We start from the raw sequence: 20231 nt of genomic DNA on the forward strand, positions 1-20231 counted from the left end.
TTGCACGGCGTCGTCGTTAATCTGTCCTGGCAATCAAAAGGCGGTGGAACCCGCAGCCAGCAGGCGGCTTATCTACGGAAATTCCGTGGAGAGGACATGCTGGACAAATCCGGGTCGTCGTCTGGCCGATCGGCTGTTAGGAAAGCTGCACCAAAGAACGGGGTGCCGCGGAACGGAGCGCTGGAGAACGGCGCGCACGCCTCGGCCGTTCGGGCCTCGCTCAACTATGTCGCCGACACCGAACCCGGTATTCGCCGGCTGCGTTCAGGCAACGGGTTCTCGTACAAAGGGCCCGACGGACGTGCCGTCGACCAGGACGCGCTGGCACGCATCAAGGCGCTCGCCATTCCACCGGCCTGGACGGATGTGTGGATCTCGGCGGATGCCGACGGTCACATTCAGGCAACCGGTCGGGACCAGCGCGGGCGCAAGCAATACCGCTATCATCAGCACTGGGCGGAGGAGCGTGACGGGGTCAAATACTCGAGCCTCATCGCCTTCGCCGAAAGCCTGCCCGAATTGCGACGGCAGATCGATGCCGATCTGCGCCGTCACGGCCTGCCGCTGGAACGCGTCGTTGCGGCCATCGTCTGGCTGCTCGACAACACGATGATCCGCGTCGGCAACGCCGCCTACGCCCGCGATAACAAGAGTTTTGGGCTGACCACGCTGCGCGACCGCCATGTCGACATCAAGGGCTCGAGCCTGCGTTTTGCCTTCATCGGCAAATCCGGCAAGGAATGGAGATTGAAGCTTGTCGATCGCCGGATCGCCAAGATCGTGCGTGGAGCGCAGGACCTGCCGGGCCAGAAACTGTTCCAGTATCTCGACGAGGAAGGAAACAGGCATCCGGTGCGCTCCGACGACGTCAACCGCTATATCAGGGAGAATGCCGGCGTCGAGTTCAGCTCCAAGCATTTCAGAACGTGGGGCGGAACCATCCACGCGGCGTCGCTGTTTGCGCAAACCGAACGCCCGGAAGGCCAGGCACAACAAAAGCGGGCGATGAACGGCGTCATCGACAAGGTTGCCGAGCGGCTCGGCAATACGCGCGCCGTCTGCCGCCGCTGCTACATCCATCCGGAAGTCTTCCGCGCCTGGTCCGAAGGAGGGCTGCTTGGCGAAATGGCGGACGCCAACAGAGGCAAGCGCTCGATCGCCGGGCTCGACGACGAGGAGGCCCTGGTCTTGAGATGGCTGAAGGCGAGGGACTGACGCAGGACCGGGGGCGTATTTTTTTGTCGACGCCATGTCGGGATCGGTCCTAGTGTTTCGTCCTTTGACAGAGAAAAGGACGACCCATGCTCTACGCGATCCTCTGCTATGCCTCTGAAGACGTCGTCTGCTCCTGGAGCAAGGAGCAGGACGATGCCGTCATGGAAAAACTTATCGGCGTACAAGAGAAATATGCCAACGCCGGGCGGCTTGGCCCCGTGGCGCGGCTTTTGCCGACGACGGCGGCGACAACGCTGCGAAAGGTCAAGGGCGAATCGATCGTCATCGACGGCCCGTTTGCCGAAACCAAGGAACAGTTCCTCGGCTTCTACACGCTCGAATGCGCCGACCTCGACGAGGCCGTCGACTTCGCGCGCGAGCTTTCCGAGGTCAACCCGAGCGGCGGCTCCTACGAGATCCGGCCGGTCTCGCTCTTCAATCCCGCCAAGGTTTCCGCATGACCGAACTTGCCTGGATCAGCACGGCAATCAGCACCGCTCGCCCGCAGGCGATGGGAGCATTGCTGCGCTACTTCCGCGACCTCGACGCGGCGGAGGAAGCATTCCAGGACGCCTGCCTGAGGGCCCTGAACAACTGGCCGAAAAATGGCCCGCCGCGCGATCCGGCAGCCTGGCTGATCTTCGTCGGCCGCAACAGCGGCATCGATGCGGTGCGCAAGCGCGCCAAGCAGGCGCCGCTGCCGGAGGAGGACCAGATCTCCGATCTCGACGATGCCGAGAGCGACATCGCCGAGCGGCTGGACGGTGCGCATTACCGCGACGATATTTTGCGGCTGCTGTTCATCTGCTGCCATCCCGACCTGCCGGCCACCCAGCAGATCGCGGTGGCGTTGCGCATCGTCTCCGGCCTGACGGTCAAGCAGATCGCCCGCGCCTTCCTCGTCGGGGAAAGCGCCATGGAGCAGCGTATCACGCGCGCCAAGGCGCGTATCGCCGATGCCGGGGTGCCGTTCGAGACGCCGGGAGCGGTCGAGCGCTCCGAACGGCTCGCCGCCGTCGCCGCCATGGTCTACCTGATCTTCAACGAAGGCTATTCCAGCAACAGCGGCGAGGCGTCGGCGCGTGCGCCGCTTTGCGAAGAGGCGATCCGGCTGGCCCGGCTGCTGCTCAGACTATTCCAGACCGAGCCGGAGATCATGGGGCTGACGGCGCTGTTGCTGCTGCAGCATGCACGCGCGCCGGCCCGCTTCGACGAGAACGGCGAGATCGTGCTGCTCGAAGACCAGGACCGCAGCCTGTGGAGCCGCAAAATGATCGATGAAGGCCTGGCGCTGGTCGATAAGGCGTTGCGCCATCGCAAGCCCGGTCCCTACCAGGTGCAAGCGGCGATCGCCGCGCTGCATGCACGGGCGGAAAAGCCCGAGGATACGGACTGGAACGAGATCGACCTGCTCTACGGGCTGCTCGAGCAGATGCAGCCGTCGCCGGTGGTGACGCTCAACCGCGCCGTCGCCGTCTCCAAGGTGCGTGGACCGGAAGCCGCACTCGCCATGATCGAGCCGCTGGAGCAAAGGCTTTCCGGTTATTTCCACTTCTTCGGCCTCAAGGGCGGCCTGCTGATGCAGCTTGGCCGCGGCGACGAGGCGCGTGTCGCTTTCGACCGCGCCATCGCGCTTGCCAACACGGCAGCCGAGGCGGCGCATATCCGCATGCATATCGACCGGCTGATGAAAGAAGGCGCCAAGCAAAGGGCGCATTGATCCGACGCCTCCGCCTGGTTCAATGGTCTGACCTTTGCTTAGACCATGCCGGGGTGGCGATTTTTCCCTGAAACGAGTAATGCCACGCCATGACAGTGCCTGATGTGCCGACCAGCACAGAGACGGCGTGGCACAAGGCCTTGACCGACGCCATATGAGCGGCGGGATCTGAAAGGGATGAAAATGACGATTGCGAAGGAAACGGCCGGGCTTCTGGCGAAACTGGGTGTTGCCGAGGGCGCGCTTACAGGCGGCGATCTCATCGTGCGTAGCCCGGTGACCGGCGAGCAGATCGCCGCGCTGAAAACCATCTCGCCGGCCGACGCGGCAACGACCATCGACAATGCCCATAAAGCTTTCCTGGCGTGGCGGCAGGTACCAGCTCCCAAGCGCGGCGAACTGGTGCGGCTGCTCGGCGAGGAATTGCGCACACACAAGGCCGAGCTTGGCCGGTTGGTCTCGATCGAAGTCGGCAAGATTCCATCCGAGGGTCTTGGCGAAGTGCAGGAGATGATCGACATCTGCGATTTCGCCGTCGGTCTCTCCCGGCAATTGTACGGCCTGACCATCGCCACCGAGCGCCCCGGCCACCGCATGATGGAGACCTGGCATCCGCTCGGCGTCGTCGGCGTCATTTCGGCCTTCAATTTCCCGGTGGCGGTCTGGTCGTGGAATGCAGCGCTGGCGCTGGTCTGCGGCGACGCGGTGGTGTGGAAGCCGTCCGAGAAGACACCGCTGACGGCGCTCGCCTGCGAAGCGATCTTCAAGCGCGCGGCAAAGCGTTTCGGCGATGCGCCGGAAGGGCTGGCGCCCGTGCTGATCGGCGATCGCGCCGTCGGCGAGATCCTGGTCGACCATCCGAAGGTGCCGTTGGTCTCCGCCACCGGTTCGACGCGCATGGGCAGGGATGTCGGCCCACGGCTGGCCAAGCGCTTTGCCCGTGCCGTGCTTGAGCTCGGCGGCAACAACGCCGGCATCGTCTGCCCGACGGCCGATCTCGACATGGCGCTGCGCGCCATCGCCTTCGGCGCCATGGGCACGGCCGGCCAGCGCTGCACGACGCTCAGGCGCCTGTTCGTGCATGAAAGCGTCTATGATCACCTCGTTCCGCGCCTGAAGAAGGCCTATGAAAGCGTCTCGGTCGGCAATCCGCTGGAGACAAGCGCTCTCGTCGGCCCGCTGATCGACAAGGCTGCCTACGAGAACATGCAGAAGGCGTTGGAGGACGCGGCTTCGCATGGCGGTAAGATAACCGGCGGAATGCGGGTCGAGAACGGCCATGCGGAGGCCTACTATGTGCGTCCGGCGCTGGTCGAAATGCCGCGCCAAGTTTCGCCGGTGACGGAGGAGACCTTCGCGCCGATCCTCTATGTGATGAAATATTCGGATTTCGACGCCGTGCTCTATGAGCACAATGCGGTCGGCGCGGGGCTTTCCTCGTCCATCTTCACCCGCGACCTGCAGGAATCCGAGCGTTTCCTCGGCGTCGACGGTTCGGACTGCGGCATTGCCAACGTCAATATCGGCACTTCGGGGGCCGAGATCGGCGGCGCCTTCGGTGGCGAGAAGGAAACCGGCGGCGGCCGCGAGTCGGGCTCGGATGCCTGGAAGGCCTATATGCGCCGCGCTACCAATACGGTGAACTACTCCAAGGCGCTGCCGCTTGCGCAGGGCGTGTCGTTCGACATCGATTGAAATGCCAGACCGTCGTGGTGGCGGCGCCAAAGCCGCCACGACGGCGTTTGGCTCGCCGTTCAGCTGGCTTCGGAAGTTACAACACAATTGTCGAAGGCTGCATCGATGATGGCGAGCTTGACCGCCTGGGCAGTCATGTATTCCTGATAGAACTCGCTCGAAACCCACATGACCGAGTGACCCCGCTGGCCCAACCAGCCAATGCTGCCGAGTTCCTCGGCATCGCGCAATTTGCGTGACAGGTGGGTCCGGGAAAGCTTGAGCCAGCTCGCGAAATCTCCGATTGAGACGACACCGGTCGGAATTCGGTCCAGGTCGGCATGATCGGGATCGACGCCAGACATCAGCCAATCCATGACGATGCCGCCATTGTCGAGCCAGGTGAACAAGGAAAAGGTCTGTCTCGGCTCCCGCACGGCATGCGACGAAAGCAGGCCGTCGGCCACCAGCGGCTGCAGTTTGGCGAGCAGGTCCGGTTGTGCGACGAATGCAGCCAGTCGAAATCCATTGTCCAGGCTGTCCAGCGTTTTCAGATGCGCCATGACCCAGCCGGCAACCGTCTCCAGAGTGCCCGCGGTCGGCTCAAAGGGGCGGATGCGCCCGTATTTGATCGGCAGATGCCGAATGAAACCGTAATGCAGCATCTCCTTCAGGAAGGCGTCGGCGGTGTTGCGGCTGGCCACCGAATGCCGGCAGATGTTGTCCATGAACCGTGCAGACGTAAGTCCCTTGCGATGATCGTCCGGCTCTCGATTGAAATACAAGCCAAGGCCGATATGGGCCATCAGCCAACGCTGTTGCGCGGCGAATACGGAGGCCAGCCGCGGGTTCGCTTCATAGGTTTGGAGAAGCGTCCGCGACTGAGCCTGGACGTGGCGACGCAGTGCCGGATGGCGGGCAATGTCTTCAGAAACCAGCGCCATCCCCGCCGAGCCCAACCAAGTTTGCAACTGGAAATACCGATCACAATTTCAGCCTTCGCGGGTCGTGTCCAGCGCCGGCGCATCAGGATAAGAGCTGAATCCTGCCGGCTAGTGGCTGAATTCCGCGACTTGATCGCCGAGGCCCCTGATCTCGCGGCAGGAGGCTAGCCTGCTTGAACCCACCAATGATGGCTTCGCCTGTCCAGCACGTGCTCCGCCGATGGCGACACGGAACCAACACAAGTTTTGCTCGTTGAAGAACGCTGATTGGACTGAGACAGTGAGGAACTACAAAATGGAGAATGGCCTTTTCGCCACGCCGCCTGCAGCGTTCCGGAAAACAGAGTCGGTTTGGCTACGGGCGCTCAAGTGGCTGTTACGCCGGGTGCGCAGCGCCTCCGACAGCTCGGGAACCATGTTGAAACCAATCCTTTCCGGACCCGAGAATGATAGCGGGCCCACTACGCCTCGACGCGCTTGAGGCCGAAGCGCGCTGCGATCTTGACGCCAAAAATAACCGCTCACATGTCTCTTTATGGCTGCCGCCGCGGCCGAGAGCCATGACCGCTTTGAAGGCCCGCCACCGCGGCGTGTTCGCCTGATGCAGCAGGCGAGAGCGGCGGTGGCACGCAGCGGCGGGAACCATCGGGCATGCTTGGCTATTAGATACAGGCGGCTGCTGGTCTGCCGGGCCAGGAGCCATTTGCTATGATCATCAATCCCCCACCGGAAAGCGCCATCCCGGCATCCGTTCCGTCGGTCGATCCAAAAGCCGCCCCGACGCCTCGCAATGCCGAAGCGGAGGTCTTTTATATCGAAGCGATCCGCGAGCTTGTCGCGACGGGCATCCCCTTTCTCGTCGCCGGCACCTATGCCGTAAGCGCCTATACCGGGATCATCCGCCCGACCAAGGATCTCGACATTTTCTGCAAGGCCGGCGACTGCCCGCGCATCCTCGCCCATTTCAAGCAGATCGGCTATGCGGTCGTGGTCGAGGACGACCGGTGGCTCGGCAAGGTGTTCAGGGGCACGCATTTTTTCGACGTCATCTTCACCTCGATGAACGGCACAATGCCTGTCGACGACCAGTGGCTGGAGCATGCTCGCCAGGCCGAATTGCTGGGCAGCCACGTGCGGATCATCGGCCCAACCGAGCTTATCTGGTCCAAATGCTTCATCCAGGACCGCGGACGCCATGATGGCGCCGACGTCGCGCACACCATCCTCAAGGCGCACGACCAGATCGACTGGCAAAGGCTGCTTTCCTACATGGAAGTTCATTGGGAAGTCTTGCTGATGCATCTCTTGAACTTCCGATGGATCTATCCGACGGAGCGAGACCGTGTGCCCGCGTGGCTGCTCGACGAGTTGCTCGACCGGCTGGCCAAGCAACGCGAATTGCCGCCTTCCCGGATGCGGATCTGCCGCGGGCGCATGCTTTCACGAACCGACTATGAGATCGACGTCAAGCAATGGGGCTTTGCCGACGTCGGCGGTGAAGGAGAATATAGCGATGGCTGACGAGCTCGAATCTGCTTCGGCAAAGGCCGAAAACGGCGGCACACTCAAGGTCGCCGCCATCGGCGATCTGCATGTCGGCAAAGAGGACCAGGCGTCGTACCGCGATCTTTTCGGCGAGATGTCGCGCGAAGCCCAGGTTCTCGTGCTGACCGGCGACCTTACCAATCTCGGCAAGCCTCGGGAGGCCGAAATCCTTGCCGAGGAACTGCGTGCCTGCACGATCCCGGTCGTCGCCGTACTTGGCAACCACGACTATGAGTCAGGCGCCGTCGAGCAGGTCACCGACATTTTGCGTCAGGCGGGCGTTCATCTCCTCGACGGCGAGGCGACGGAGATTCACGAGGTCGGGTTCGTTGGGGTCAAGGGTTTCGTTGGCGGTTTTGGATCGCGCATGCTCGGCTCCTTTGGCGAACCGGCGATCAAGTCGATGGTGGCGGAAAGCGTGAACGAAGCGATGCGGCTTGAAAACGCGATGCGGCAGGTTCGCGCCAAACGCACGCTTGTCGTTCTGCACTACGCGCCTGTCGTCGAGACGGTCGAAGGCGAGCCGCTGGAGATCTTCCCGTTTCTCGGTTCGTCACGCCTGGCCGAGACAATAGACCGGTTCCAGGTCAGCGCGGTGGTGCATGGCCATGCGCATCGTGGCGCCTACGAGGGCCGCACGCCGGGTGGAGCGTCGGTCTATAACGTTGCCATGCATGTCGCCAAGCCGACCGGTCGCCCGTACGCCATGCTCGAAATCTGACAGGCGGCGCCGCTGGCGCAAGCAATCGCCAGACAGGCTGCAGAACGATCACGGCAACTGCCGGCTGAAAGACATCCGCTTCGGCGGAATATCGTTTTCATCCGGATTGGGAATGGGGTCCTCGTCGGGGAGCCTGTCGGGGTCCGGCTCACGCACGGGCTTGGGATCGGGGATGGGAGGCGGTGGTACCGGGGTCGGTGTTGGCTCGGGTGTGGGAATAGTGGCCATCGTGATCATCTCCTCTTGGCGCAGAACAACGCAATGGGTCAGCTGGTTCCCGGCTTCCTCGTTTTTGGAACCACACCGTCGCGCCTGCGGGTCAGCCCATCTCCGGATTCTCGTGTCTGCTGCCCGACTTGCCTGACCGCAGCAGCAGGGCAAGCGGAACGAGCAGGGCGGTTGTCACCGCGCAATAGCGGAAGACATCGACGTAGGCGAGCAGCGTGGCCTGGCGGGCGATCAACTGGCCGAGCCAGCCGATCGCCTGCTGCTTCGCCTGGACCAGCGGCGAACCCTGGGCGACGAAATGCTCGGTCGCCTGCCGAAGCACCTGCTGATAGGCGGGCGACGATTGCACGGTGTGGCCAACCAGATTCGATTGATGGATCTGGGAGCTTTGCGCAATGACGGTGTTGGACAGCGAGACGCCGATGCTGCCGCCGATATTGCGTGCAACGTTGATCAGCGCCGATGCCTGGTTGGTCTGTTGCGGGGGCAGGCCGACATAGGCCGCGGTCGAGATGGGAATGAACAGGAACGGCAGCCCGACCATCAGGAAGACACGGGCAAAAGCAAAGAAGCGGAAGCTGGCGTCCGGGGTAAGCGAGGTCATGTGCCAAAGCGCGACTGCGACCACCGACATGCCCACCATGATCAGGTATTTGGGCTGCACGATGCTGCCTACAAATCCGGACACCGGCATCAAGATCAGCATGGCGATGCCGCCCGGCATCATCGAAAGGCCCGACAGCGTCGCGGTGTAGGCAAATGTCGTCTGCTGCAGCTGCGGCACGATCTGGGTGGTGCTGAACAGGATAGCACCGACCGCCATCATAACCAGGAAGGCCGTGCCGAACTGGCGCGTGAACAATAGGCGCATGTCGACGACCGGATCGCTGCGACTGATTTCCCATGGGATAAGCAGCAGGAACGCGATCGCGGAAATCACTGCGAAAGTCGTAATGAAATTCGAGGCGAACCAATCGTAGCGCTGGCCTCGGTCGAGGAAGATCTCGAGGCACCCCAGTGCGGTAGCCACCAGGATGAATCCGACCCCGTCGATCTTCAGGCCGCCTTTCAGCCGTTCCTTGCGTTCGCGTTCGAGTACGTCCGGTTCGACCAACAGCCATTGCACCAGTGCCAGCGACAGGATGCCGAACGGCATGTTGATGAAGAAGATCCAGTGCCAGGAGAAATGGTCCGTCAGCCAGCCGCCGATCGTCGGCCCGACCGTTGGTGCGACGATGACGGCAATGCCGTAAAGCGCGAAGGCTTGCGAGCGCTTTTCCGGCGGAAAGGTATCGGCAAGGATCGATTGCTCGCTTGGCGCCATGCCGCCGCCGCCGAGGCCCTGAAGGATCCTGAACAGGATGAGCAGTTCCAGGTTGGGCGCCAGTCCGCACAGCAGCGACGCGACGGTGAAGGTCGCCACGCAAAGCATGTAGTAGCGCTTGCGGCCGATGACGCTTGCCAGCCAGCCGCTGACCGGGATGATCACCGAGTTGGCCACAAGATAGGTGGTAATGACCCAGGTGCTTTCGTCCATTCCGGCCGCCAGGCTGCCGGCGATGTTGCGCAGGGCGACATTGGCGATCGAGGTGTCCAGCACCAGCATGAACGTGGCGATGGAAACGACAATGGCGATGAGCCAGGGATTGTGTGTCCCGGCGGCGGATCGGCTTTCCCCCTGATTTCTGGCTGCTTCGCCGCTCATTGCACCTTGACCGTCGGCACCACCGACAGCCCTGGGCCGAGAAGCACATCGGGCGGCTTGTCGAAGACGATCTTGACCGGCACGCGCTGCACCACCTTGACGTAGTTGCCGGTGGCATTTTCAGCCGGCAGGAGGCTGAAGGCGGTGCCGCTGCCGGCCTGGATGCTGTCGACGCGGCCATGGAAGGACTTGTTCGGGTACGCGTCGATATCGATGTCGACCGGTTGTCCCTGCAGCATCAGGTCGAGCTGCGTCTCCTTGAAATTGGCCCTCACCCAGACCTCGTCGGGAACGAACATCATCAATACCTGGCCGGGTTGGGCGTAGGTGCCGTCAGCGGCCGAAATGCTCGTTGCCCGCCCGGCTGCGGGTGCTGTGATGGTCGTGCGCGACAGCGTCGTGCGGGCTTGCTCCTGGCTGGCTTTGGCCTGTTCGAGCTGCGCCTCGGCGCTCCTGGCCTGTGCCTGCAAGACCGAAACCTGGCTTTTTGCCGAGGCGACATTGGCCTCGGCGCTGTCCAGCGCGGCCTGATCCTGACGCAGCGTCGATGCCGCTTGCTGCGCCTGCTGCTGCGTTGCCGTGCCCTTGGCCAGGAGTTCGCGATTGCGTTGATCCTCGGCCTTGGCGAAATCCAGCGCTGCCTTGGCCTGTGCAACCTGCCTCTGGGCAGCATTCACCTTTGCGTTTTGGGCCTCGATCTGGGCGGTGACATTGACGATTTCGGCCTCGGCCGCGGCGACGCCGGCATCGGCCTGCTTCAGATTTGCCTGATAATCGCTGTCGTCGATGCGCAGGAGGACATCACCCGCCTGCACGTGCTGATTGTCGGTCACCGCCAGCTCGGTGATACGGCCGGCGATTTGGGCGCCGATCGTCACTGTGCGGGCGTCGATGAAGGCGTCGTCGGTCGACTCGTACTGGCGAGCGTTCAGCCACCAGATCACGACGCCTGCCGCGACGAGCAACAGCGCAAGCGCAACCGCCGCCGTCGCATAGGGATGGCGCTTGGGAAAGCCGAGCAGACCGGCCTTTCGTTGCGAGGCATCCCCGTCGGGCTTTTCCTGCCGCGGCTCTGCCGATCGCTCACGAGATTCTCGAACCCGGGCCGGTTGCTCCCGAGTTTCATTTACAGGCTCGACGTCTTGTTCGACGCTTTGAGGCTTCGTGTCCAACGGAATGGCTTTCAAGACTGATATTGCAGCCGCCGGGGCGGACGCAAAGCCAAACCGCGAGCTTCCGCAAAGGTTCCTGCCCGGAATGGGTTCGGTTAACGGGGCGACGTCGAACCCACTGAGCGGCGCCGGCGCGTTGGAACCGAGCGCCGCTTCACCGGGCAGGTGATCCGTACGCCTCATGTTGCGGTGATCCGGCCTTGTCAGCGCTCCACGGCGCGATAATTGCTCATATAGGCGTGGGCGAATTCACCTGTCGACAGGAGCCGACCATGAAACATCAAACACTCGACCAACTGCATGCCGTCGCGGAAGTTGAGTCCTTCGCGGCGTATCCGGCGATGAGCCGAAACCAGCGGATTGAACGTTGGGCAGAACTTCTCGAGCAAAACCCGACGCGATGCCTTGGGGCGCTTCCAGGCACCGAATATATGAACAGGGAAGCGCGCGACAGATCGCGTGGCGCTGGGACGCCGCTCACTGTCGCTTTCGAGGATCCGGTTCTGCGTGCCATGGGCTTGAACGACGATACCTATGGTGAGGCAAAGCGCTTCTTCGAACTGAGCGACCGGCAGTTGCACCAAATCGTTTGCCATTGCCACGTTGGCGCCACGATGCAAGCGCGATGGGCCGCTGCCAGGGTGCGCGGGATAGTTCGCGGCAACAGATTTGTTGCCTGGATGAAGGGCTTGATCGTGCATTGACGCGATACGAGGAACGGCGGAACACGCGTTCTTTCCGCGCTGCGGGGAGCGCTTCCGGACTTGGAAGGACTCGTGCCCCGTCAGGCCGCGCAGATTGTGAAACTCCTTGACGCTTGGCTGCGCCTTGTCGCGGCCATGCGTCCGTCTTTGATGCGAGAATTTGAGTTGGCCCGCCGCAATTGAGAGCCTTCGTCCGACGGGCGTTCGAGCGCCGTCCAGGCATGTGCGATCTGGCTAGGGACGAACAATCCCGCGATCGTGGAAGATCCTTCGACCTGGTGAGCGGCCGATCTCTCCAAACACCCTTCGATCCGCTCTAGCGGTCGATCTCTCCAAATACCCTTCGACCCACTTTAGCGGTCGATCTCTCCAAATACGATGTCGAGCGAGCCGATGATCGCGGCAACATCGGCAATCATATGGCCTCGGGATAGGAAATCCATCGCCTGCAGGTGGGCGAAGGAAGGTGCGCGGATCTTGCATCGGTAGGGAATGTTGCCTCCGTCCGATACGAGGTAGACGCCGAACTCGCCCTTCGGCGCCTCGACGGCGGCATAGACTTCACCGCGCGGCACGCGAATGCCTTCTGTATAAAGTTTGAAGTGGTGGATCGTCGCTTCCATCGAGCGCTTCATCGTGGCACGCGGCGGCGGCGTGATCTTGCGGTTCGGGATCGCGACCGGCCCCTGACCTTCGGGCGAGCGCAACTTTTCCAGGCATTGCCGCATGATCCGGACCGACTGGCGCATTTCCTCCATGCGTACGAGATAGCGGTCGTAGCAGTCGCCATGCTTGCCGACCGGGATATCGAAATCCATCTCCGAATAGCATTCGTATGGCTGCGCCTTGCGCAGGTCCCAGGAGGCGCCCGATCCACGCACCATCACGCCGGAAAAGCCCCAGGCCCAGGCATCATCGAGGCCGATCACGCCGACATCGACATTGCGCTGCTTGAAGATGCGGTTCTCGGTCAACAGCCCTTCGAGATTGTCGCAGACCTTGAGGAACGGATCGCAGAACTTCCAGATGTCGTCGAGGAGCTCCGGCGGCAGATCCTGATGCACGCCGCCGACCCTGAAATAATTCGCGTGCATGCGGGCGCCGGACGCGCGCTCGTAAAAGACCATCAGCTTCTCGCGCTCGGCGAAACCCCAGAGCGGCGGCGTCAGCGCGCCGATGTCCATAGCTTGCGTGGTGACGTTGAGGAGGTGCGACAGGAGCCGGCCTATTTCGCAGAAAAGCACGCGAATGAGCTGCCCGCGTTTCGGAACCGATATTTCAAGGAGCTTCTCGGCGGCGAGACAGAATGCGTGCTCCTGGTTCATCGGCGCGACGTAGTCGAGCCGGTCGAAATAGGGCAAGGCCTGCAGGTAGTTCTTGTACTCGATGAGCTTTTCGGTGCCGCGGTGCAGCAGGCCGATGTGGGGATCGGCGCGTTCCACGATCTCGCCGTCGAGTTCGAGCACCAGCCGCAGGACGCCGTGAGCGGAGGGATGTTGTGGCCCGAAATTGATGGTGAAGTTGCGAACTGCAGCCTCGGCCATGACAGTCCTCCGCGATCCAGGCGGGCTTCGGTTCCATGCCGGAACCGGCTTGTCCGCTTTCAGCCGCTCACGTCGTCGTCTGGATGATCAGCGTCAGCGTGCCGTCGCCGTCGATATTGGCGGCCACGACCTGCGTGGAATTAAGCCCGTTCGCCGCCAGTGCCGATGCCGCCTGCGGCGATGCGTCGATCGAACTTTGCAGGATACGCAAATCCTCGGCGCTGGTCTGGGTGACGACGGCCTCCGCCTGTGCCTTGATGTCAGGAGGCAGATCCTCCATCGCCACGATTGTCACTGCGGTGAAATTCTGCGCGGAGAAGGCTTGGTCAGGTGTAGCCTGGTCGGGAGTGGCCTCTTCGGGCGTGGCTTGCTCTGGCAGGGTTTGCGGGGCCGTCGGCGGGACAGGGGCAAGCTCTGGTCCCACGGATTGCGCATAGACCGGCGAGGCGAGAGCCAGTGCCGAGAGTGTGGCAATTGTCGTCGATAGCCGCATGGCCTTTCCTTCCGTTTTGCTCAGGGACGATCAATTCGGTGACGACACAACCATCGTGTCGAAATATGGTTCCGTCACGGAGGTTTGCTGTCTTGCCGAAGCCGTGATTGTCGCGGAAGCGAGCGCGAAATCCGGCGTTGCCTGTCTCAGGCAGCGGTGTGGCTGCGATGAGGCTGCGGCCAGCGCTGCAATGCTTCACGACCCTGAGCGGTCAGTTCGTAGATCCCGCGATCGGTGCGCGCGAACCAGCGATACACGTTGTGCAGCAGGATTTTGGGCGCGTTCGGCAGGTTGGGCTTCAAGTCACGCGGCCGCTTTGGGCCGTCTGCGAGTGCTGCGGCGCATGCCAGGGCCTGCTGGCGATAGGCGGTCATGATCGGCGCACGCGAGCCGCCGCCGGCGACAGGATCGCCCTGCCGACGCCGATGTTCGTCGATTAGTTTCGAGCGGCGCCGGGAATCCCTACGCGGAGCCAATGCCGTCGGGCTGAGCAGGACCTGAACCTCGCCGTTCGTCCGCACGCCAAGCAGGCCAAAGCCGAGGCGACGGCAGAGATTGCGGTATCTCACGTCGCTCTCACGGCCTTTGCCACGGCCCGACATGCATGCTGCGAGCCAGACCTCGTCGCTCACCGCCATACGGTCGACGCCCTGGAGGACCAGCTCGAGATTGAACTTCAGCTTCAGCTCGCAGATGACGACGATCGGTGGAGAGTCGGCACTCAGCGCCAGCAGATCGCAGCCGCCGATCTCGCCCTTGACCATGAAATCCAGGCCTTCGAGGAAGGCCTTGACCGGGCTGTAGAGTGAAGTCTCGAGCATGGGCCTTTGTTCGCTGCGAATCATCCCGCCCGATTGGCGGTTCAGCGCGATGATCGCTCTTTGCCATTGAACAGGAGGTAAACGACGGCCAAGCAAGTGCTCAGAGCCGTGCCACGGCCGCTTGCCAATTTGGTATGCTGGTATAATGTGTACCTGAGATAGCATGCTTCGCATAGCTGCGCTGTGCTGGACATCCGAGCGCCCGAGACATCGTCCAGGGCATCGTCATTTGAGCGGCGGCTCCCCGCCTTTTCTAATCCGCCAGCCGGCGGCAATGTGCATACAAGTCAATGGGATGACGATCGGCAGGGCCGTCGTTGGAAATCAGGAGTAACGGACAATGACAACGATTGCGCTGTTTGGTGCTGGCGGCAAAATGGGTTACCGCCTGTCGACCAATTTTCGCGGGTCTCCCTATACGGTACGCCATGTCGAGGTTAGCGACGCCGGCCGCGAGCGGCTTAAATCGGGCCTCGGCATCGATGCCGTCAGCGCCGATGAGGCGCTTGATGGCGCTGATGTGGTGATCCTGGCGGTGCCGGATACGCATATCGGCAAGGTCGCGGCGAGCATCGAGAGCAAGCTTGCATCAGGCACGATGGTCGTCGTGCTCGACGCCGCGGCACCTTTCGCCGGGCATTTGCCGCAGCGACCTGACCTGACCTATTTCGTCACCCACCCGTGCCATCCGCCGATCTTCAACGACGAGACCGACATGGCGGCCAAGAAGGACTATTTCGGCGGCGTCAAGGCCAAGCAGCACATGGTCAGCGCCTTGATGCAGGGGCCGGAGGAAGATTTCGCCAAGGGTGAGGCGATCGCCAAGATCATCTGGGCCCCGGTCATGCGCTCGCATCGCGTCACTGTCGATCAGATGGCGCTGCTCGAGCCCGGCCTTTCGGAAACGGTATGCGCTTCGCTGCTCGTCGTCATGAAGGAGGCCGTCGACGAGGTGGTGGCGCGCGGGGTCGACAAGCAGGCGGCGCTCGACTTCCTGCTTGGCCATATGAACGTGCTTGGCGCCGTCATCTTCGGCGAGACCAAAGGCGTGTTCTCCGACGCCTGCAACAAGGCGATAGAGTTCGGCAAGCCGGTGCTGATGCGCGATGACTGGAAGCGGGTGTTCGAGCCGGAGGAGATTGCCGCGAGCATTCAGCGCATCACCTGAGGGCGCGACGCGTCTTCCGGAACATATCACCTGAAATTGTCATTGACTCATCATACCAGTTAGCTTAGCTGTTCGATGGCTCGGACCGTCAAGCTTCGCAGCAAGCTCAGGGCCTGGGACGAGTGGAGGATAGCGGGGAGACGATCGATCGAGGTGAAGCCGGCAAAGGGCTTGTGAACCTGACGCGATCCGCGATCCGCGCTGGCTAACGAATTGAATGCATATAGCCTTGGGATCAAGGCACGGGTTTTCAACGGGAGGAATACATGAAACTGACACGCAGAATGACGCTTGCGGCTTTCGCCGGCATGCTGGCGCTTGGCACGGCCGCACCCGCCTATGCGGCGGATCTGATCGCCATCATCACGCCCTCGCATGACAATCCGTTCTTCAAGGCGGAAGCTGTCGGCGCAGAGGCCAAGGCCAAGGAACTCGGCTACGAGGCGCTGGTGCTCGTCCATGACGACGACGCCAACAAGCAGTCCGAACTTATCGACACGGCGATCGGCCGCGGCGCCAAGGCAATCATCCTCGATAATGCCGGCGCCGACGCCACCGTTGCCGCCGTGCAGAAGGCCAAGGACGCAGGTGTTCCTTCATTCCTGATCGATCGCGAGATCAATGCCACCGGCGTTGCCGTCGCGCAGATCGTCTCCAACAACTATCAGGGCGCCCAGCTCGGCGCCCAGGAATTCGTCAAGCTGATGGGCGAGAAGGGTAATTTCGTCGAGCTCGTCGGCAAGGAATCCGACACCAATGCCGGCATCCGCTCCAAGGGTTACCACGACGTCATCGACGACTATCCAGACTTGAAGATGGTGGCGCAGCAGTCGGCCAATTGGAGCCAGACCGAGGCCTATTCAAAGATGGAGTCGATCCTCCAGGCCAATCCCGATATCAAGGGCGTGATCTCCGGCAACGACACGATGGCGATGGGCGCCTATGCGGCACTCGCCGCTGCCGGCCGCAAGGACGTCATAGTCGTCGGCTTCGACGGGTCGAACGACGTGCGCGACTCGATCACCTCCGGCGGCATCAAGGCGACGGTCCTGCAGCCGGCCTTCGCGCAGGCGCAGATGGCGGTCGAGCAGGCCAACGACTTCATCAAGAACAAGAAGTCTCCCGCCGAAGAAAAGCAGCTGATGGACTGCGTCCTGGTCAATGGCGACAATGCCGCCAAGCTCGAGACGTTCGCGCTCACCAACTGAGCCGGCGTAACATCAGGCAGCAAGGGACGAGCCTCCGGTTCGTCCCTTGCTTCCATTTCGCCCTTGCTTCCATTTCTCTGGGTGCTCCTCACCGCCATGCCGAACGAGCCGACATGTTCAACACGCTGACCCGGCCGATCTTTGTCGCGTTGTTCCTCGCAGCAATAGTCAGCCTGACCGCCTGCAAGATCTTGCCGACGCCGTCGGCGGAAAACGGCGGCACTGGCTCCGCGTTCAATCCCGACAAGATGGTCGAGGACATCTGGGCGGCGAAAGTGATACCCTATCTGCAGCAGAAGGCCGGGCCGTTTCCCGAGGTGCATGCCTTGGCCAAGGCCGATCCCGCCGCTGCCGGCGCCAAATACGGCAACCCGAAAAAGCAGGCGAATTCGCCGTGGACCTTCGCCGTTCGGCTCGAGGGCAAGGTCGTTGCAGCCAACACACAGTCACGTGCGGCGACGATGGATGTCGATGCCGACGGCGACGGCAAGGCCGATGCGCGGGTGCAGATCGGCCCCGCCATGCGTGGGACCGCCCTGCGCGACAGCCTCGACTTCATCCAGTTCAACGATTTCACCAATCAGATCGACTTCGCCCAGTTCGGCAAGTCGTTCAACGCCTATGCCGACAAGACCGTACTTTCCAAGCTGCCGCGCGAGGCACTCGAGGGCCGCAGCGTCAAGATCCTCGGCGCCTATACGCCGGGCAGTGGCCAGGACCTGCCGCTGGTGACGCCGGCGGAGGCAGAGATCGGGCCGAAGCCATGAGCGGCGATCAAGATGTCATCCTGAAGCTGGAGGATGTCTCGAAGGTCTATTCCGGCACCGTCGCGGTCAAGCGCGCGAATTTCGAGGTGCGCAAGGGCGCGGTCAACGTGCTGGTCGGCGAAAACGGAGCCGGCAAATCGACGCTGATGAAGATCATCGCGGGCGTCGAGCAGCCGACACTCGGGCGCATTCTGCTGGACGGCGAGGAGGTTTCCTTCTCGTCATCCGGGGATGCGGTGAATCGCGGCATCGGCATGGTGTTCCAGGAGCTGAACCTGTTCGGCAATCTGACTGTCGCCGAAAATATTTTCGCCACCCGCGAGATCACCAACCGCTTCCGCAAGATCGACCGCAAAGAGCAGGAGCGCCGCGCGGCGGAGTTCCTTGAACGCCTGGAAGCCGGCATCCGGCCCGACATGCTGGTCGAGGATCTGCGCATCGGCCAGCAACAACTGGTCGAGATCGCCAAGGCGGTTTCGCTCGATGCGCGCATCCTGATTATGGACGAACCAACCTCGGCGCTCAGCGCGGCGGAAGTCGAGATCCTGTTCAAGGTGATTGCCGACCTCAAGGCGCGCGGCGTGGCAATCGTCTACATCTCGCATCGGCTCGAGGAACTGATCCGCATCGGCGACACCATCACCGTGCTGCGCGATGGGCGCATCACCGGCCAGGCGGAGATGAAAGACGTCGATACCCAGTGGATCGTGCGGCAGATGATCGGCTCGGACGCCAAGGACTTCGCCAAGGCCGACGGCCATGTGCCGGGCGAAGAGATATTCCGTGCCGAGGACATTTGCTTGCCGCGTGTCACCGGCGGGCTCGCGGTCGACCACGTCTCGCTGTCGCTGCGCGCCGGTGAAATCCTCGGCATCTACGGCCTGATGGGAGCCGGACGCAGCGAGCTGTTCGACTGCATCATGGGCCGTCACGGCCATTCGACCGGAACGATATTCATTGCCGGCAAAAAAGTGCACGAGCGGGACACGACGCGACGCATCCGCCGCGGCCTGGCGCTGATCCCCGAAGACCGCCAGCGCGAAGGGCTGGTGTCGACCCTCTCCGTCGCCAGCAATCTGACGCTGGCCAGCCTGTCGCGTTTCGTGCGCCTGTTCCACATTCGTGGTGCCGCCGAACGACAGGCGGTGGCCCAGACCGTGCGCGAATTGGCGATCAAGGTCGCCGATCCGGCGCAGGAAGTCTCGTCGCTGTCGGGCGGCAACCAGCAGAAGGTGGTGATCGGCAAGGCGCTGCTCACCGGACCGAAGGTGCTGCTGATGGACGAGCCCAGCCGCGGCATCGACGTCGGCGCCAAGGCCGACGTGTTCCGCACCATGCGCAAGCTGTCGCGCGACGGCCTGGGGATCCTGTTTGCCACCTCGGATCTCGATGAGGTGATGGCGTTGTCAGACCGCATCGCGGTGATGAGCAATGGAAAATTGACTGGTATGTTCGACCGCGCCGAGGCGACAGAGGCCGCGATCGTCGCTGCCTCGGCGCTCGGCCACGGACCGGTCCCGCACGGAGAGCAAGGCGCATGACTGACATTCCAGCCAAGGCGGCGGTCACCTCCCTTTCGAGCGGCTCGGTCCTGCTGACGCTGATGAAGGCGAGGACGTTCATCGCGCTGATCGCCGTGCTGTTGTTCTTCTCGATAGCTGCCCCCAATTTCCTCTCGGCCGCCAATCTTATCCTGATGTCGAAGCACGTGGCGCTGAACGCATTCCTCGCAATGGGCATGACCTTTGTCATCATCACCGGCGGCATCGACCTGTCGGTCGGCTCGATCGTCGGCCTGTGCGGCATGGTGGCCGGCTATCTCGTGCTCAACGGCATCGACCTGCAGGTCGGCTATACCATCTATTTCAACGTCTTCGAGATCGCGCTGATCACGCTTGCCGTCGGCATATTGATCGGCGCCGTCAACGGCTTGCTGATCACCAGGCTTAACGTTGCGCCGTTCATCGCCACGCTCGGCGTGCTCTATGTCGCGCGCGGCCTGGCGCTGCTGTCGTCCGACGGGCGCACCTTCCCCAATCTCGTCGGCAAGCCGGAGCTTGGCACCACCGGATTCGGCTTTCTCGGCGCCGGCCGGTTGCTCGGCCTGCCCGTCGCGCTGTGGATTTTGCTCGTTGTTGCATTAGGGGCCGCCTATCTCGCCAAGTACACCCCGCTCGGCCGCCACATTTTCGCCGTTGGCGGCAACGAGCGGGCGGCGCGGATTTCGGGCGTCCGCGTCAATATGGTGAAGATGTTCGTCTACATGTTCTCCGGTTTCTGCGCGGCGATCGTCGGGCTGATCATCTCGTCCGAACTGATGGCCTCGCATCCGGCGACCGGAGAGAGCTTCGAACTCAACGCCATTGCCGCGGCAGTGCTCGGCGGCACCTCGATGTCGGGCGGACGCGGCACCATTGGCGGCACCATTGTCGGCGCCTTCGTCATCGGCATTCTTTCGGACGGGCTGGTGATGATGGGGGTGAGCTCGTTCTGGCAGATGGTGATCAAGGGCCTCGTCATCATCGTCGCCGTCGTCGTCGACCAGGCACAGCGCCGGCTGCAGAGCCGGGTGACGCTGATGCAGATGGCAAAGGCCGGCTGA

At 62.5% G+C, this 20231-nt stretch carries 19 protein-coding genes; 12 read left to right on the plus strand and 7 right to left on the minus strand.

Annotated features, from left to right (window positions below; all coding sequences use genetic code 11):
* The first annotated feature begins 96 nt into the window (after nt 1-96).
* The 4 genes from NKH01_RS09040 to amaB all read left to right on the plus strand — a co-directional run bounded on the left by NKH01_RS09040 (nt 97) and on the right by amaB (nt 4630).
* The gene (locus NKH01_RS09040) at nt 97-1215 is read left to right on the plus strand and encodes a DNA topoisomerase IB (protein WP_353019977.1); all 1119 of its coding nucleotides are present in this window, start codon (nt 97-99) and stop codon (nt 1213-1215) included.
* 86 nt (nt 1216-1301) lie between these two features.
* Nucleotides 1302-1676, plus strand: a complete 375-nt coding sequence (locus tag NKH01_RS09045; RefSeq protein WP_023720249.1) for a YciI family protein — start codon at nt 1302-1304, stop codon at nt 1674-1676.
* The gene (locus tag NKH01_RS09050) at nt 1673-2935 is read left to right on the plus strand and encodes an RNA polymerase sigma factor (protein ID WP_352481990.1); all 1263 of its coding nucleotides are present in this window, start codon (nt 1673-1675) and stop codon (nt 2933-2935) included. Before NKH01_RS09045 ends, NKH01_RS09050 begins: the two co-directional genes overlap by 4 nt.
* A gap of 183 nt (nt 2936-3118) precedes the next feature.
* Nucleotides 3119-4630 (plus strand): L-piperidine-6-carboxylate dehydrogenase, encoded by a 1512-nt coding sequence (gene amaB, locus NKH01_RS09055; RefSeq protein ID WP_502912613.1) that lies wholly within the window; start codon nt 3119-3121, stop codon nt 4628-4630.
* A gap of 59 nt (nt 4631-4689) precedes the next feature.
* On the opposite strand, the gene NKH01_RS09060 is transcribed toward amaB, so the two are convergent.
* Nucleotides 4690-5553 carry a hypothetical protein gene (locus NKH01_RS09060; RefSeq protein WP_353019980.1) on the minus strand — a complete coding sequence of 288 codons (864 nt, stop codon included), beginning with the start codon at nt 5551-5553 and terminating at the stop codon, nt 4690-4692.
* A gap of 708 nt (nt 5554-6261) precedes the next feature.
* Between NKH01_RS09060 and NKH01_RS09065 the strand changes: the two genes are divergently transcribed.
* A complete protein-coding gene (locus NKH01_RS09065; protein WP_023720252.1) occupies nt 6262-7074 on the plus strand; it encodes a nucleotidyltransferase family protein in 813 nt (270 codons plus the stop codon).
* On the plus strand, nt 7067-7819 hold the full coding sequence (locus NKH01_RS09070; protein ID WP_254817011.1) for a metallophosphoesterase family protein: 753 nt from the start codon (nt 7067-7069) through the stop codon (nt 7817-7819). The genes NKH01_RS09065 and NKH01_RS09070 overlap by 8 nt, the downstream gene beginning before the upstream one ends.
* Before the next feature lie 48 nt (nt 7820-7867).
* Here the strand turns inward: NKH01_RS09070 and NKH01_RS09075 are convergent, their stop codons facing one another.
* From NKH01_RS09075 to NKH01_RS09085, 3 genes are all read right to left on the minus strand, one after another.
* Nucleotides 7868-8047, minus strand: coding sequence for a hypothetical protein (locus NKH01_RS09075; RefSeq protein WP_084642803.1), 180 nt, complete (start codon nt 8045-8047; stop codon nt 7868-7870).
* 91 nt (nt 8048-8138) lie between these two features.
* A complete protein-coding gene (locus NKH01_RS09080) occupies nt 8139-9752 on the minus strand; it encodes a DHA2 family efflux MFS transporter permease subunit (protein WP_353019982.1) in 1614 nt (537 codons plus the stop codon).
* Nucleotides 9749-10924, minus strand: a complete 1176-nt coding sequence (locus NKH01_RS09085; protein WP_353019983.1) for an HlyD family secretion protein — start codon at nt 10922-10924, stop codon at nt 9749-9751. The genes NKH01_RS09080 and NKH01_RS09085 overlap by 4 nt, the downstream gene beginning before the upstream one ends.
* A 272-nt stretch (nt 10925-11196) precedes the next feature.
* Here NKH01_RS09085 and NKH01_RS09090 point away from each other — a divergent pair, with 272 nt between their 5' ends.
* Entirely contained in the window at nt 11197-11628 is a 432-nt protein-coding gene (locus NKH01_RS09090; protein WP_023720256.1) for a hypothetical protein, read from the plus strand.
* Nucleotides 11629-11981: 353 nt separating this feature from the next.
* Here the strand turns inward: NKH01_RS09090 and NKH01_RS09095 are convergent, their stop codons facing one another.
* From NKH01_RS09095 to NKH01_RS09105, 3 genes are all read right to left on the minus strand, one after another.
* Nucleotides 11982-13172 (minus strand): NADH-quinone oxidoreductase subunit D, encoded by a 1191-nt coding sequence (locus NKH01_RS09095; protein WP_353019984.1) that lies wholly within the window; start codon nt 13170-13172, stop codon nt 11982-11984.
* Between the two features lie 67 nt (nt 13173-13239).
* Nucleotides 13240-13665: a hypothetical protein gene (locus NKH01_RS09100; RefSeq protein ID WP_352590670.1), complete on the minus strand. Its 426-nt coding sequence runs from the start codon at nt 13663-13665 to the stop codon at nt 13240-13242.
* A gap of 146 nt (nt 13666-13811) precedes the next feature.
* On the minus strand, nt 13812-14486 hold the full coding sequence (locus NKH01_RS09105) for a DUF2161 domain-containing phosphodiesterase (RefSeq protein ID WP_353020014.1): 675 nt from the start codon (nt 14484-14486) through the stop codon (nt 13812-13814).
* A gap of 340 nt (nt 14487-14826) precedes the next feature.
* Between NKH01_RS09105 and NKH01_RS09110 the strand changes: the two genes are divergently transcribed.
* The 5 genes from NKH01_RS09110 to NKH01_RS09130 all read left to right on the plus strand — a co-directional run bounded on the left by NKH01_RS09110 (nt 14827) and on the right by NKH01_RS09130 (nt 20231).
* On the plus strand, nt 14827-15654 hold the full coding sequence (locus tag NKH01_RS09110) for a phosphogluconate dehydrogenase C-terminal domain-containing protein (protein ID WP_352590675.1): 828 nt from the start codon (nt 14827-14829) through the stop codon (nt 15652-15654).
* A 266-nt stretch (nt 15655-15920) separates the two neighbouring features.
* On the plus strand, nt 15921-16862 hold the full coding sequence (locus NKH01_RS09115) for a D-ribose ABC transporter substrate-binding protein (RefSeq protein WP_023675475.1): 942 nt from the start codon (nt 15921-15923) through the stop codon (nt 16860-16862).
* Between the two features lie 113 nt (nt 16863-16975).
* Complete coding sequence (locus NKH01_RS09120; RefSeq protein WP_023720262.1) at nt 16976-17629, plus strand: DUF2291 family protein; 654 nt, start codon at nt 16976-16978, stop codon at nt 17627-17629.
* Nucleotides 17626-19170 carry a sugar ABC transporter ATP-binding protein gene (locus tag NKH01_RS09125; protein ID WP_023720263.1) on the plus strand — a complete coding sequence of 515 codons (1545 nt, stop codon included), beginning with the start codon at nt 17626-17628 and terminating at the stop codon, nt 19168-19170. Before NKH01_RS09120 ends, NKH01_RS09125 begins: the two co-directional genes overlap by 4 nt.
* Nucleotides 19167-20231: an ABC transporter permease gene (locus NKH01_RS09130; protein WP_023720264.1), complete on the plus strand. Its 1065-nt coding sequence runs from the start codon at nt 19167-19169 to the stop codon at nt 20229-20231. Before NKH01_RS09125 ends, NKH01_RS09130 begins: the two co-directional genes overlap by 4 nt.

It is taken from the genome of Mesorhizobium sp. M1403, from assembly GCF_040317695.1.
GTDB lineage: Bacteria > Pseudomonadota > Alphaproteobacteria > Rhizobiales > Rhizobiaceae > Mesorhizobium.